This is a genomic window from Amycolatopsis sp. NPDC114504 (assembly GCF_055633595.1).
The window spans coordinates 1,672,492-1,686,019 of sequence record NZ_JBVKDU010000001.1 but is presented as its reverse complement, the minus strand read 5'-3'; the positions used below and the strand labels follow the sequence as shown (position 1 = coordinate 1,686,019).

The following is a 13,528-nucleotide window of genomic DNA, read 5'->3' as shown; positions in this document are numbered from 1 at the left end:
GGGGGTTTTTTGGGGGGAAGGGTTTTTGTTCTTGGGGGGTTCGCTCCCAGAACCTTCTCCCACCCCCCTGTGCCGGGTGGGGGGGGGAAAAGGGGGGGAAACCCTTTTTCCCCCCCCACGACCCGCGCTCCATCGCGAGGGGGAGGCGCGCGCCGGGGCCGCCTGCGAAGATCGACCGGTGCGCGTACTTCGCCCGTTGATGAGCAAGGCGACCTACCGCCGCTGGGTGTACCTCGTGCTCGGCGGGGCCATCAGCGTGCCCTACCTGCTCTTCTCCGCCGTCGCCGTGCCGTCGCTGCTGCCGTTCGTCACCACCGTCGAGCGCGCGACCCTCGTCGGCGGCCTGCTCACCCTGCTCGTGCTCGCCGCGACCGCCTTCCTGCCCGCCGTGCACGTTCTCGAGTCCACCGCCGTCCGTGAACTGCTCGACGACCCCGTGCCCGACGCCCCCGCGAAACCCCGGACCCGGCCCGGCCGGCGGCGGGCCGCGGGGATGTTCGTGCTGCACGTCGTCGCCGGGTTCGTCGTCAGCTTCTTCAGCCTCGCCGCGCCCGTCGCCATCGGTGTCTCGATCAGCGCCGTGTTCACCGGGCACCTCGTCCAGACCGCCGGGGGCGACGAGGTCACCGTGCCGACGGGCTGGCCTTCGGTGTGGCTGCCGGTCGTGTTCACCGTGGGCGTGGTCGTGCTGATCTACGCCGTCTGGGCGACCGGTGCCGTGCTGCGCCGGGTCGCGGGGCGGCTGCTCGGGATGACCGCCGCCGACCGGATCGCCCAGCTGGAGCGGCGGACCGGGCAGCTCGCCGAACGCAACCGCCTGGCCCGGGAGCTGCACGACTCGGTCGGCCACGCGCTGAGCGTCGTCACCATCCAGGCCGGTGCCGCCCGGCGGACCCTGCGCACCGACCCGGACTTCACCGAACGCGCGCTCGGCGCGATCGAGGAGTCCGCCCGCACGGCCCTCGACGACCTCGACCACGTCCTCGGGCTGCTGCGCGACGAAGCGGCCGGCCGGACGCCGCAGCCGGCGCTCACCGAGCTGGCGACCCTGCTCGAAACGACGCGGCTGGCCGGCACCGAGGTCGTCGCCGAGATCGGTGGTGACCTGGCCGCGGTGCCCGCGGTGGTGTCGCGCGAGGTGTACCGGATCCTGCAGGAATGCCTGACCAACGCGGTGCGCCACGCCGGTAGGGTCCCGGTGACGGTGGTCGTCGACGTCGCCGCGCACGGCCTGGTCGCCCGGGTCGCCAACCCGCTGGGGACGGGCTCCGGCACCGGCGGTGGCCGCGGCCTGCGCGGGATGACCGAGCGGGTCGGGGTGCTCGGCGGCGCACTGTCGGCCGGGCGGGTGGACGAGCGGTGGGAGGTCGTGGTGCGGGTGCCGTGGGGGAGCGGGCGATGAGCGCGGGGGTGCTGCTGGTCGACGACGAGCCACTGATCCGCGCCGGGCTGCGGGCGATCATCGACAGCGAGCCCGACCTGACCGTGCTCGGCGAGGCCGCGGACGGCGCCGAGGTGCCCGGGCTGGTGGCCCGGCTGCGCCCGGACGTCGTGCTGATGGACGTCCGGATGCCCGCGGTGGATGGGATCCGGGCCACCACGCACCTGATGTCCACGATGGACAGTCCGCCGAAGGTGATCGTGGTGACGACGTTCGAGAACGACGACTACGTGTACGACGCGCTGCTCGCGGGCGCCAGCGGCTTCCTGCTCAAGCGGGCGCGGCCGGAGGAGATCGTGGCGGCGATCCGGACGGTGGTGACGGGCGAGTCCCTGCTGTTCCCGGCGGCGATCCGCCGTCTCGCGGCCCACCACGCGCCGACCGGCGACGGCCTGGCGAGCGCGAGCCTGACCGAGCGGGAGCGCGAGGTCCTGCGGCTGATGGCGGGCGGACTGTCCAATGTGGAGATAGCGGGCGAGCTGTACCTGGGGATCCAGACCGTGAAGACGCACGTGGGCAACGTGCTGGCGAAGCTCGGGGCGCGGGACCGGACCCAGGCGGTGATCCGGGCGTACGACTCGGGCTTCGTCACCCCGGCCGGCTGAGCTACTGCTGACGCGGCTGGTACCCCGGCGGCGGCGGTTGCGGAAATCCCTGCGGCGGGGAAAAGCCCCGCGGCGGCTGGAATCCTGGCTGCTGCTGAAAGCCTTGCGGCGGGGGAAAGCCCTGCGGTTGCTGAACGCCCGGCGGCGGCGGAAAGCCCTGCTGCTGCTGGAATCCCGGCTGCTGCTGAAACCCTTGCTGCGGGAATCCCTGCTGCGGCGCGAAGCCGACCTGCTGCCCGGGGACGGACCCAGCCGGGACGGGCCCAGCCGGGCCGGATCCCTGGCCGGCGCGCCGCCGGATCGCGATGACCAGTCGCCAGCCGCATGCGCCCGCGATGGCCGTGCCGATCCCGAACGTGACCCAGCGGCCGCCGTTCTTGAAGGTGGCCGCGTCGTCGATCGATTCCTGGCGCTTCTCTTCGTAGGTCTCGCTGGTCGTCTGGCCGTACTGGGTCCGGTCGCAGGTCTGCCCCGGTCGCATCTCTTCGCTGCCGCACAGCACCTTGCCGCTCGGCTCCCCGGAACCGAACAGGCCGAGCGCCACCAACCCCAGTCCGCACAGCAGGCCGACGGACCACCAGACCACGCTTCTCACGGAATCCCCCTCTACGCCAAACGGGCTAACGGGGGTATCAGACCACAAAACGATCTGTGACGCACACGCTTCCGGCGTAACTCCGTGGCCAAAAAGGGCGCGCTCTAAGTGACGTTGTCCAGGAGCGCCTGGATGGCCGCCGCCATCGCCGCCGGGTCGCCGTCTCCGGGGCGCAGCACCAGGTCCGGCGACGACGGGCGCTCGTACGGCGCGTCGATCCCCGTGAACCCCCGGATCTCACCCGCCCGCGCCTTCGCGTACATCCCCTTCGGATCGCGGGCCTCGCACACCTCCAGCGGCGTGTCGACGAAGACCTCCACGAACGGCAGATCCCCGGAAATCTCCCGGGCCGAAGCGCGATCCGACGCGTACGGGCTGATCAGCGACGCGATCGCCACCACGCCCGCGTCCGCGAACAGGCGGGCCACCTCCGCCACCCGCCGCACGTTCTCGGCGCGGTCCGAAGGGCTGAAGCCGAGACCCTTGTTCAGCCCGTGGCGCAGGTTGTCGCCGTCCAGGAGGTAGGCCGGACGACCCGCCGCCACCAGACGGCGCTCCAGCTCCACCGCCACCGACGACTTGCCCGACGCCGACAGCCCGGTCAGCCACACCGTCGCGCCGCGGGTCGGGCGGTCCTCGCGGCGGACCGCCGCCGTGTGCCAGACGACCGGGGACAGCGGAGCGCCGGTGATCATGCCCGCCGCGACTGTGTCGCCCGTGTGCTCGTCCACCAGCAGGAACCCGCCCGTGGCGCGGTTGCGGCGGTACGGGTCGAACAGCAGCGGCGCGCGCGTGCGCAGCCGGATGCGGCCGATGTCGTTCAGGGACAACGACTCCGCGGCGTCCCGGTGCAGCGTCGTCACGTCGAGGCGGTACTCCAGCTTCTCCACCGAGCCGCGCGTCTCGGTCGTCGTGTGCCGGACGACGAACGAGCTGCCCGGCGTTAAGGACGACCGGGGGGAGAACCAGCACACCAGCGCGTCGACCTCGCGGGCCGACTCGGCCCGGTTGCCCGGGCGGCACAGCATCGCGCCGCGGCCCAGGTCGAGGTCGTCGGCCAGCTCGACGGTGACCGCCTGGCCGGTGAAGGCTTCCGAAAGCGGTTTCCCGCCGGGGTCCCACACCGCGCGCACCCGGGAGGTGAACCCCGACGGCAGCGCCACGACCTCGTCGCCCGGCTTGAACACGCCGCCGGCGATGGTGCCCGCGTAGCCGCGGAAGTCCGGCCGGCGGATCACGTACTGCACCGGGAACCGCGCGTCGATCAGGTTGCGGTCGGACGCGACGTGCACCTCCTCCAGCTGGTGCAGCAGCGAAGTGCCCTCGTACCAAGGCATGCTGGCACTGCGGTGGACGACGTTGTCGCCGTGCAATGCCGAGACCGGCACGAACGTCAGGTCGGCGACGTCCAGCTTCATCGCGAACCGCCGGAACTCCTCGCGGATCTCCTCGAACCGCTCCTGCGACCACCCGACGAGGTCCATCTTGTTGACGCACACCACGAGGTGCCCGATCCCGAGCAGCGACGCGAGGAACGCGTGCCGCCGCGACTGTTCGAGGACGCCCTTGCGCGCGTCGACGAGGACCAGCGCCAGGTCGGCCGTCGACGCGCCGGTCACCATGTTCCGCGTGTACTGCAGGTGCCCCGGCGTGTCCGCGATGATGAACTTCCGCTTGGGCGTGGCGAAGTAGCGGTGCGCGACGTCGATGGTGATGCCCTGCTCGCGCTCGGCGCGCAGGCCGTCGGTGAGCAGCGCGAGGTCCGGGTAGTCCTCGCCGCGCTCCCGGCTGGCGCGCTCGACGGCGGCGAGCTGGTCGGTGAAGATCGCCTTCGAGTCGAACAGCAGCCGCCCGATCAGCGTGGACTTGCCGTCGTCCACGCTGCCCGCCGTGGCGATCCGCAGCAGCTGCATCAGAAGTAGCCTTCCCTCTTGCGGTCTTCCATGCCTGCCTCGGAAATCCGGTCGTCGGCGCGCGTCGCCCCGCGTTCGGTGACGCGGGTGGCGGCCACCTCGGTGACCACTTCGGACGGTGTCGCCGCCGACGATTCGACGCAGCCGGTGCACGTCGCGTCGCCGACGGTCCGGAAGCGCACGGTCGTTTCGTACGGCGTCTCGCCGTCCACAAGGGACAGGAACCGGGTCGCCGCCAGCAGCATGCCGTCGCGCTGGACGACTTCGCGGCGATGCGCGTAGTACAGCGGCGGCAGCGCGATCCGCTCGTCGCGGATGTACTGCCAGATGTCGAGCTCGGTCCAGTTCGACAGCGGGAAGACGCGGATGTGCTCGCCGCGCCGGTGCCGCCCGTTGTAGAGGTTCCACAGCTCCGGGCGCTGCGCCCGCGGGTCCCACTGGCCGTGCTCGTCGCGGAAGCTGAACACGCGCTCCTTCGCGCGGGCCTTCTCCTCGTCGCGGCGGGCGCCGCCGAACACGGCGTCGAAGCCGCCTTCGCGGATCGCCCGCAGCAGCGTCACCGTCTGCAGCCGGTTGCGGCTGGCTCCCGGGCCGGTCTCCTCGACGACCCGGCCGGCGTCGAGGTCGTCCTGCACGCTCGCGACCTCCAGCCGGAGGTTCAAGGCGGCGACGGTCTCATCGCGGAACCGCAGCACCTCGTCGAAGTTGTGGCCCGTGTCGACGTGCAGCACGGGGAAGGGCAGCGGCGCCGGCCAGAACGCCTTCGCGGCGGCGTGGAGCATCACCACCGAGTCCTTGCCGCCGGAGAAGAGCAGGACGGGACGCTCGAACGTCGCCGCGACCTCGCGGAAGACGTGCACGGCCTCCGCTTCGAGCGCGGCCAGGTGCGAGAGCTCGTACGAGGTCACGGACACCGGAAAAAAGTAGAACATGTTCTTGTCATCGGTCAAGCGGTGCGCGATCCTGGGACGATGGACCTGGTCGTACTCGAAGAGATCCGCCGGCTGAAGTACCGCTACCTCCGCGCGGTCGACCTGAAGCAGTGGGACGAGGTGGCCGACACCTTCACCGCCGACGCCACGGCCGACTACGGGACCCGCGCGACCGGTGAGGACGGCAAGCATTTCGACGGCCGTGACGCCATCGTCGCGTTCCTCACCGAGAGCCTCGGAAACGGCATCATCACCGTCCATCACGCAGGTCAGCCGGAGATCGAGATCGACGGCGACACCGCGACCGGGCGGTGGTCGTTCACCGACAAGGTCATCGTGCCCGAGCACAAGGTGATCATCGAGGGTGCCGCGTTCTACGAGGACACCTACCGCCGCGAGGCCGACGGCGCCTGGCGGATGACGCGCATCGGGTACGTCAGGACGTACGAGTCGATGCTCTCCTGGGCGGACAACCCGGGCTTCCGGCTGCTCGCGAACCGCTGGGCCGTGCCGGCATGATCGAGAACGAGTTCTCGTTGACCGGGTCGTTCGCCGACGCGATCGCCGAAGCCGAGAAGCTGATCGCCGGAGCCCCGCCCGCGCAGACCGAGCAGGGTCTCCTGGAGGGCTACGACTACCTCGCCGGGAGTATCCGCGCGTCGCTGCAGATGGCCTGGGCCTACCAGCGCGACTTCCCGTACTTCACCGCGTCCACCGGGCCGTACACGAAGATGGGCCTCGACAACCCGGACACGCTGTACTTCAACGCGAACATCCGCGCCGACCGCGAATACGTCGTCACCGGCGTCCGCGGGACCACCGCCGACCTGAGCTTCCAGATCCTCAACGGCGACTACTCGCCGGTCGTGGTGCCCGACAGCCTCGCCGCGTTCGACGACCGCGCGATCGAAATCGGCGAAGACGGCCGGTTCGAGCTGCGCTTCGGCCCGGCTCGCGAAGACCAGGGGCCGAACTACTTCGTCCTCGGCGAGGGCTCGTCGATGCTCGTGGTGCGTGAGGTCCACAGCGACTGGGCGACCGAGAAGCGCGGCGAAATCCGCATCCGGTGCGTCGACACGGCGGGCCAGGCGCCGCCGGTGCCGGACCGCTCGGCGATGGCCAAGCGCTACGGCGTCGTCGGCAAGATGCTGCTGAGCCGGCTCAAGACGTTCCTCGCGTTCCCGAAGTGGTTCTACGACAACCTGCCGGTGAACACGATGACCGAGCCACGCTCGACGCCGGGCGGCCTGACCACGCAGTTCTCCTCGGCCGGGCACTACGAGCTGGGCGACGAAGAGGCGATGATCGTCACCGTGCCGCGCTGCGCGGACGCGCCGTACCAGGGCATCCAGCTGGGGAGCCTCTGGTACGTCTCGCTCGACTACATCAACCACCAGACGAGCCTCACCGCCGACCAGGCGCGCGTCGACCCGGACGGCAAGATCCGGTTCGTCATCAGCGAGCGCGACCCCGGCGTCGCGAACTGGCTGGAGCGCACCGGGCACGAGCGCGGCTACGTCCAGATCCGCTGGCAGCGGCTCGCGCGGGACCTCGGCCCGGACGACGGCCCGGTCGTCGAGGTCGTCAAGGTGGACGAGCTGCCGGACCGGCTGCCCCACTACGAAGAAGCGCGCGTGACGCCGGCCGAGTGGTCGGCGCGGATCGCGGCCCGGCAGGACGCCGTCGCCGCCAGGATGCTGGGGTGAGCGTGTCGGATCTGTTGCGGGGCAAGGTGGTCGTCGTCTCCGGCATCGGGCCGGGGCTCGGCCGGTCGATCGCCGTCCGGAGCGCGGAGGCGGGCGCCGACGTCGTGCTCGCCGCACGCACCGAGTCGCGCCTCACCGAGGTCGCCAAGGAGGTCACCGACCTCGGCCGGCGCGCCGTCGCGGTCCGCACCGACATCGACGACGAGGACTCCGCCGCGAACCTCGTGCGCGAAGCGGTCGAGGCGTTCGGCCGGGTGGACGCGGTGGTGCACAACGCCTTCGCCGTCCCGCCGCTCACCGATCTGGCCACTGTGGACCTCGACGCCGTCCGGGCCGGGTTCGAAACGGCCGGCATCTCGGTGCTGCGGCTGACGCGGCTGTTCCTGCCCGCGCTCAAGGAGAGCAAGGGCTCGCTGGTGATGATCAACTCCGCGGTGCTGCGGCACTCGCGGCGCACGTTCGGCGCGTACAAGATGGCGAAGTCGGCGCTGCTGTCGCTCTCGCAGAGCCTCGCCAGCGAACTCGGACCGGACGGGATCCGCGTCAACACCGTCGCACCGGGGTACATCTGGGCGCCGAACCTCAAGTGGTACTTCAACTACCTGGCCAAGGAACGCGGCATCACGCCGGAAGAGGTCTACGCCGAAACAGCGTCCACAATAGACCTGCGGAAGCTGCCGGAACCCGACGAGATCGCCGACGCCGTGGTGTTCCTCGCCTCGCCGATGGCGCGCGCGATCACCGGGCAGTGCCTCGACGTCAACGGCGGCGAGTACCACCACTAGGAGGATCCATGCTCCCCGGCCGCGAAGACGTCGGCACCGTCGAGGACCTGCACGCGTCGGCCACCAAGCTCACCGGGCTCGACGACTTCGGCGGCGACGAGTACGTCGACGGCCTGCGCGTGCTGCTGGAGTCGTACGAGGCCGACGAGGACCTCACGCCGTTCGGCAACAAGGTGCACCGGGCGATGCTGCGCGGCGCGCTCGTCGCCCGGTTGCTCAGCGAAGCGGGCTGGAAGCAGCACCCGGAGTCGGCTTCCGTGGCGATCGAGCGGCCGATCTTCGTGACCGGCCTGCCCCGCACCGGCACCACCGCGCTGCACCGGCTGCTCGCCGAGGACCCGGGGCACCAGGGTCTCGAAGTCTGGCTCGCCGAGGTCCCGCAGCCGCGGCCGCCGCGGGACACGTGGGCGGACAACCCGGTGTACCAAGGGATCCAGGCGGGCTACGAGCGGCACCACGTCGAGCACCCGGAGTTCATGGGCGTGCACCACATGTCCGCGGACCAGGTGGAGGAGTGCTGGCAGCTGCTGCGCCAGTCGATGCGCTCGCTGTCGTTCGAGTGCCTCGCGCACGTGCCGCGCTACTCGCGGTGGCTCGAGAAGCAGGATTGGACCGACGCGTATGCCCGCCACCGGCGGAATCTGCAGCTGATCGGGCTGCCGGACGCGGGCAAGCGGTGGGTCCTCAAGAACCCGAGCCACCTCTTCGCCCTGGACGCGCTGATGGCGGCGTACCCCGACGCGCTGGTGATCCAGACCCACCGCGCGCCGCGTACGATCATGGGCTCGATGTGCAGCCTCGCCGAGAAGGCCGCGGACGGCTGGTCGACGAAGTTCCGCGGCGAGGTGATCGGCAAGTCCCAGCTGGACCTGTGGGCGCGCGGCGCCGACGAGTTCCGCACGGCCCGGACCCGCTACGACCCGGCGCAGTTCTGCGACGTGCGGTACGAGGACTTCGTCGCCGACCCGATCGGCACGGTGTCCACTGTGTACGACCACTTCGGACTGACGCTCACCCCGGACGCGCGGGCGGCGATGACGGCCGTGCACGAGGAAAGTCGCACGGGGTCGGCGAAGCCGGTGCACAAGTACAGCTTGGCGGACTTCGGCCTGACGCCCGAGGAGGTCGACGAGCGCTTCGCGGGCTACGGCTCCTGAGTGCCGGGCATCGGCTCGGCCAGCTCCGCCCGCGAGGGTGCCGCCGGGAACGGGTCGGCGAAGTACTGCGTCTCGTGCGTCACGAGCCCGCCGGCGAACTCCATGATGCTCACGGTGCGGGTCGGCGCGCCGTCGTAGGTGATCACGCACTCGCTGGCCCAGAGGGCACCGCTGCCCTGGATGCGGCCGATCGTGAAGTGCCGTTCGGCCGGGTGCCCGCCGCGCTGAGCCTGGATCTTCGCGCGGCCGCGGAAGCGCTCTCCGGACTGTGGGTAGTCGAGGATCGCGTCGTCGGCGTAGATCGCGTGCTCGCGCTCGACGTCGCCTTGTTCCGAAGCGGTCCAGTGCTCGACGATCGCGGCGCGGATCTCGGCGTCCATGCCGGAACCCTACGCCGTGATCAGCTTGACGACGTCGTCCATCGAAGGGCCGGCGGCCATCTCGGCGGCCAGTTCCTTCGCGCGGTCGCGGTAGCGCGGCTGGTCCAGGACGGCGCGGACGTCCCGCCGGATGGTCCGCGGCGACGCCGAGGCGCGGGCGCGGCCGATCCCGGCGCCGGACCACCGGACGCGGGCGGCCACCTCGCGCTTGTCCTCGCTGGCCCCGACCACGACCAGCGGGACGCCGTGGCGGAGGGCGTGGTTGACGCCGCCGTACCCGCCGTTGCCGACCATCGCGGCGCAGCGGGGGAGCAGGTCGTCGTAGGGCAGGAAGTCGGCGACGCGGACGTTGGCCGGCAGGGGACCCGGACTCAGCTTGCCGCCGCACGTCGTCGCGACGACCAGCACGTCCTCGTCGGCGAGGGCGGCGATCGTGGGTTCGACGAGCCGGCCGAGGTCGTCGTTGGCGACGGTCCCCTGGGTGACGTGGACGATCGGGCGCGAGCCGTCGAGGTCGGCCCACCACGGCGGCAGCGGGTGTTCGCTCGCCGCGCTGACGGTCGTCGGCCCGATGAAGTGCAGCGGGGCGTTGGGGCGCGGGTATTCGAAGCCGGGGCAGGTCATCTGCAGGACGCCGTCGCTGTGCAGTGGCCAGTCCGTGAACAGCATGCCGGGGTCTTCGCCGAGTGCGGTGCGGGCTTGGTTCTGCGCCGGCCGGAGGACCCAGGGGGCGAGGATCTTCAGGATCGCGCTGTTCGGGCCGCTCGGCACCGGGGGCAGGAACGGCAGGAAGCCCAGCACGAGCACGCGCGGCCGGTGCTCGCGGCGTACCAGGGCAAGGCCTGCCATGAAGAGCGGATCGCACAGGACGACGTCGACGTCGAGGTCCAGGACGCTCAGCTGGGCCGGCATCGCGCGGACGAAGTTCGTCAGCTCGAAGCGGGCGAGCTTGAGTCCCTTCAGGCCGGCGCGGCCCGGGATGGAGCCGTCGAGGTCGGTCTCGTCGAAGTCGGCCTCCGGCGGGAGGACTTTTGTTGTGGTGCCGAGCTTTTCGAAGGTTTCCCGGTAGCGCGCGCCGGTGACGACGGTGACCTCGTGCCCGGCCGCGAGCAGGGCTTCGACGATCGGCTTGGTCGGGCCGACGTGGCCGCGAGCGGGGTGCACGCAGACGAGCACGCGGGTCATGGGTCCCCCTTGATTGACCGATACGCTGTACTATCCAATTGATGACGATACCGGAACCCGAGGGCGCGCGGCGCCGCTACGAGTCACCGGTGCGCGAGGCCCGCGCCCGTCGCACCCGGCAGCACGTGGTGAAGACGGCCGGGCGGCTGTTCGCCGAGCGCGGCTACGCGGGCACGAGCGTGCGGCAGATCGCCGCCGCGGCGGGCGTGAGCCTGGAGACCGTGACGCAGGCCGGGCGCAAGGCGGACCTGCTGCTCGCGGCGTTTCGTGACGGCTTCGCGGGCAACCCGGACGCGGTGAACCTGGACGCGCTGGTTGGCCCGGCTGGCCCGGTGGACCTAACGGACGCGGCGGACGCGCTGGCGGGCCCGGCGGACGCGCTGGCGGGCCTGGCGGACGCGCTGGCGGGCCCGGCTGACCTGCCGGACGCGGCGAACCCGGACGCGCTGGCCGGTCCGGCCGGCCAGGTGGACCTGCCGGATGCGGCGGACATGGCCGCGCTGGCCGGTCCGGCGGGCTCGGCTGACGCGCCGGACGCGGCGGACTTGGACGCGCCGGCGGGCCCGCCCGACCCGGCCGGCCTGCCCGACCCAGCCGACCCGGCCGGCTTGCCCGACCCAGCCGAGCCAGCTGGCCTGCCCGATCCAGCCGACCTGGCCGGCCCAGCCGGCCTGCCTGACTCGGCCGGCCTGCCCGATCCAGCCGGCCTGCCCGCCCCAGGCGACCCAGGCGACCTGGCTGGCCCGCTCGACCCCGCCGACCCAGTCGGGCCGGGCGGCCCAGCGGACCTGCCGGCGGTGGTCGCGCGGGTCGCCGCCGGCGTGCGCGGATCCCTGCCGATCTGGCGCGCCTTCACGACGGCGGCGATGGCCGACCCGGCGGTGGCCGCGGTTCGCGCGGAGCTGGCGGTGGCCCGCCGCGAAGAGATCACCGCTCGGCTGGCGGCGGCGGGAATGCCGGCTTCCGGCCGGCTGGCGGACGCGATCGGCCTGCTCACGTCCCACGAGGCGTACGACCACCTGACGACCGTGTGCGGCTGGCCGCACGACGACTACGTCGCATGGGCCGCGGCGTCGATCCAGGCTCAGCTGGTCGTGAGTGGGAACAGGGTCGGAACTAACCCGCGGCCGCCTGCAGACCGCGCGTGCCGATGCCGCGCAGCACTTCGATCCGGTCCGAACCCGGGCGGCTGAGCACCCAGCTCGACCCGGGCACCGCCTTCGCGCGCTTCTTCAACGGCGCCAGCAACCGGGAAACCTCCTGGTACGACCGGATCGAGCCGCTCGCGCAGACCAGCGTCGCCAGCGAAACCGTCACCGGCATGCCGTCGGCCGTCCAATGGCGGTCCAGCAGGGCGCCCGCCACCGTCGCGATCTCGTCGACGTCGCAAACCACCAGGAAGTCGTCGCCGCCGACGTGGCTGACCCGCATCCGGCGCAGCTGCCCGGTCAGCCCGGTGAGCGCGCCGCCCAGCTCGCGGATCAGGTCGTCGCCCGCGGCGAACCCGGCCGTGTCGTTGACCGCCTTGAACGCGTCGATGTCCAGCCACGCGGCCACGAACGGCTCGCCGATCGTGATCCGGCGGGCGACGTCGCGGGCCACCGTGTCGCTGCCCGGCAGCCGCGTCAGCGGGTTCAGCGCCGCCGCGGCCTCGACCTTCGCCTCGGCCACTCCGCGCACCACCTCGGTCACGAGCACCACGCCGAGGCAGCGGCCGACGTCGTCGACCACGACGACGTCGTCGCCGGTGCGGCCCCAGTCGGCGTCGGTGACCAGCTCGAGGAACTCCATCGCGCCCGCGCGGGCCTCGATCGTGTGCGGCGTGTCCGCGAGCCGGGCCGCCGGGCGCTTCGCGTGCAGCGCGTGCCCGTACGGGCCGGTGACCGCGACCAGGAACCGCGTCCGGTCGACCGACCAGCGCGGCCGGTTCAGCTCGTCGATCCCGATGACGCCGCTCGGCGCGTCCGCCGCCGCCAGCACTTCGCGGACCTCGTCGCAGGTCGCGGTTTCCGGCAGCGTCGTGGCCGGGCGGAGGAAGTCGCCGACGCACTGCGCCGGGCCTGCCGCGCGCGTCGTCCGGTCCCGCGTCAGCAGCGCCGGGGCGGGGCCCGCGGCGGTGGGCGGGGCCAGCAGGTTGCCCTGCGCGATCCGGACGCCGAGGCCGCGGACGGCGTCGAGCTGGGCGTCGGTCTCCACGCCGGTCGCGACGAGCCGGGTGTCGGTCCGGTTGGTGTAGTGCAGCAGCGCCTCGACGATGGCGGCCGACGCCGGGTCGTCCGGCAGCCCGCGCAGCACCGTGCGGTCGAGCTTGACCAGGTCGACCGGGGCCTCGACGAGCAGGCCGAGCGGCAGGTCGCCGCGGCCGAGGCCGTCGAGCGCGAGCCGGAAGCCGAGCTCGGTGAGCGTCCGCATCCCGGCGAGCGCGCGGTCGGCGGGCAGCGGCGCGAACGGCGGGCCGATCTCGAGGACGACGTCGCGGGTGCGGCGGCCCGCGTCGACGAGCTCCTTGAGGAGGTCGTCGTACATGGCCAGCGGCGCGGCGAGGGTGCGGGCGGAGAGGTTGAGGTGCAGGGGGAGGGACGACTCGTCCTGCCGGACGGCGGCGATCGCGAGCCCGAGGTCGACCTCGGCGAGGCGGCCGTCGCGGCGCGCCTGGGTGAGCAGTTCGGGGACGGTGCCCTGGCCCGGCCTGGCCAGCGCTTCGTGAGCCACGACGCCTCCGGTGTGGAGGCTGTACAGCGGCTGGAAAGCGAAGCGGACCGCGCGTGGCGACTTCACGCCCCGATCGTCGCCGGTCGGGCCGCGAAACGAAACCGATGTCGACTGATG

At 72.2% G+C, this 13,528-nt stretch carries 13 protein-coding genes; 7 read left to right on the top strand and 6 right to left on the bottom strand.

Annotated elements, in window-relative coordinates:
• Nucleotides 1-178: 178 nt before the first annotated feature.
• Complete coding sequence (locus tag ACZ7PG_RS07800) at nt 179-1,402, top strand: sensor histidine kinase (protein ID WP_470238318.1); 1,224 nt, start codon at nt 179-181, stop codon at nt 1,400-1,402.
• Nucleotides 1,399-2,046, top strand: a complete 648-nt coding sequence (locus tag ACZ7PG_RS07795) for a response regulator (protein ID WP_470238317.1) — start codon at nt 1,399-1,401, stop codon at nt 2,044-2,046. Before ACZ7PG_RS07800 ends, ACZ7PG_RS07795 begins: the two co-directional genes overlap by 4 nt.
• Before the next feature lies 1 nt (nt 2,047).
• Here the strand turns inward: ACZ7PG_RS07795 and ACZ7PG_RS07790 are convergent, their stop codons facing one another.
• The 3 genes from ACZ7PG_RS07790 to cysD all read right to left on the bottom strand — a co-directional run bounded on the left by ACZ7PG_RS07790 (nt 2,048) and on the right by cysD (nt 5,486).
• Nucleotides 2,048-2,641 carry a hypothetical protein gene (locus tag ACZ7PG_RS07790; RefSeq protein WP_470238316.1) on the bottom strand — a complete coding sequence of 198 codons (594 nt, stop codon included), beginning with the start codon at nt 2,639-2,641 and terminating at the stop codon, nt 2,048-2,050.
• Between the two features lie 104 nt (nt 2,642-2,745).
• The gene (cysC, locus tag ACZ7PG_RS07785; protein ID WP_470238315.1) at nt 2,746-4,554 is read right to left on the bottom strand and encodes an adenylyl-sulfate kinase; all 1,809 of its coding nucleotides are present in this window, start codon (nt 4,552-4,554) and stop codon (nt 2,746-2,748) included.
• Nucleotides 4,554-5,486 carry a sulfate adenylyltransferase subunit CysD gene (gene cysD, locus ACZ7PG_RS07780; RefSeq protein ID WP_470239006.1) on the bottom strand — a complete coding sequence of 311 codons (933 nt, stop codon included), beginning with the start codon at nt 5,484-5,486 and terminating at the stop codon, nt 4,554-4,556. Before cysD ends, cysC begins: the two co-directional genes overlap by 1 nt.
• Before the next feature lie 39 nt (nt 5,487-5,525).
• On the opposite strand from cysD, the gene ACZ7PG_RS07775 reads away from it, so the two are divergent.
• From ACZ7PG_RS07775 to ACZ7PG_RS07760, 4 genes are read left to right on the top strand one after another with little or no spacing between them, the layout of a single operon-like run.
• Nucleotides 5,526-6,005, top strand: a complete 480-nt coding sequence (locus ACZ7PG_RS07775; RefSeq protein ID WP_470238314.1) for a nuclear transport factor 2 family protein — start codon at nt 5,526-5,528, stop codon at nt 6,003-6,005.
• Nucleotides 6,002-7,192: a hypothetical protein gene (locus ACZ7PG_RS07770; protein WP_470238313.1), complete on the top strand. Its 1,191-nt coding sequence runs from the start codon at nt 6,002-6,004 to the stop codon at nt 7,190-7,192. Before ACZ7PG_RS07775 ends, ACZ7PG_RS07770 begins: the two co-directional genes overlap by 4 nt.
• The gene (locus ACZ7PG_RS07765; RefSeq protein ID WP_470238312.1) at nt 7,189-7,977 is read left to right on the top strand and encodes an SDR family oxidoreductase; all 789 of its coding nucleotides are present in this window, start codon (nt 7,189-7,191) and stop codon (nt 7,975-7,977) included. The genes ACZ7PG_RS07770 and ACZ7PG_RS07765 overlap by 4 nt, the downstream gene beginning before the upstream one ends.
• A gap of 8 nt (nt 7,978-7,985) precedes the next feature.
• Nucleotides 7,986-9,134 (top strand): sulfotransferase family protein, encoded by a 1,149-nt coding sequence (locus tag ACZ7PG_RS07760; protein ID WP_470238311.1) that lies wholly within the window; start codon nt 7,986-7,988, stop codon nt 9,132-9,134.
• Here ACZ7PG_RS07760 and ACZ7PG_RS07755 read toward each other — a convergent pair.
• Entirely contained in the window at nt 9,122-9,514 is a 393-nt protein-coding gene (locus ACZ7PG_RS07755) for a nuclear transport factor 2 family protein (protein WP_470238310.1), read from the bottom strand. The two genes, ACZ7PG_RS07760 and ACZ7PG_RS07755, sit on opposite strands and share 13 nt — an antisense overlap.
• Before the next feature lie 9 nt (nt 9,515-9,523).
• Complete coding sequence (locus tag ACZ7PG_RS07750; RefSeq protein WP_470238309.1) at nt 9,524-10,699, bottom strand: glycosyltransferase; 1,176 nt, start codon at nt 10,697-10,699, stop codon at nt 9,524-9,526.
• Between the two features lie 41 nt (nt 10,700-10,740).
• Between ACZ7PG_RS07750 and ACZ7PG_RS07745 the strand changes: the two genes are divergently transcribed.
• Nucleotides 10,741-11,892, top strand: coding sequence for a TetR/AcrR family transcriptional regulator (locus tag ACZ7PG_RS07745; RefSeq protein ID WP_470238308.1), 1,152 nt, complete (start codon nt 10,741-10,743; stop codon nt 11,890-11,892).
• Here ACZ7PG_RS07745 and ACZ7PG_RS07740 read toward each other — a convergent pair.
• Nucleotides 11,816-13,477 (bottom strand): GGDEF domain-containing protein, encoded by a 1,662-nt coding sequence (locus tag ACZ7PG_RS07740; protein ID WP_470238307.1) that lies wholly within the window; start codon nt 13,475-13,477, stop codon nt 11,816-11,818. The genes ACZ7PG_RS07745 and ACZ7PG_RS07740 overlap by 77 nt on opposite strands.
• Between the last annotated feature and the right edge of the window lie 51 nt (nt 13,478-13,528).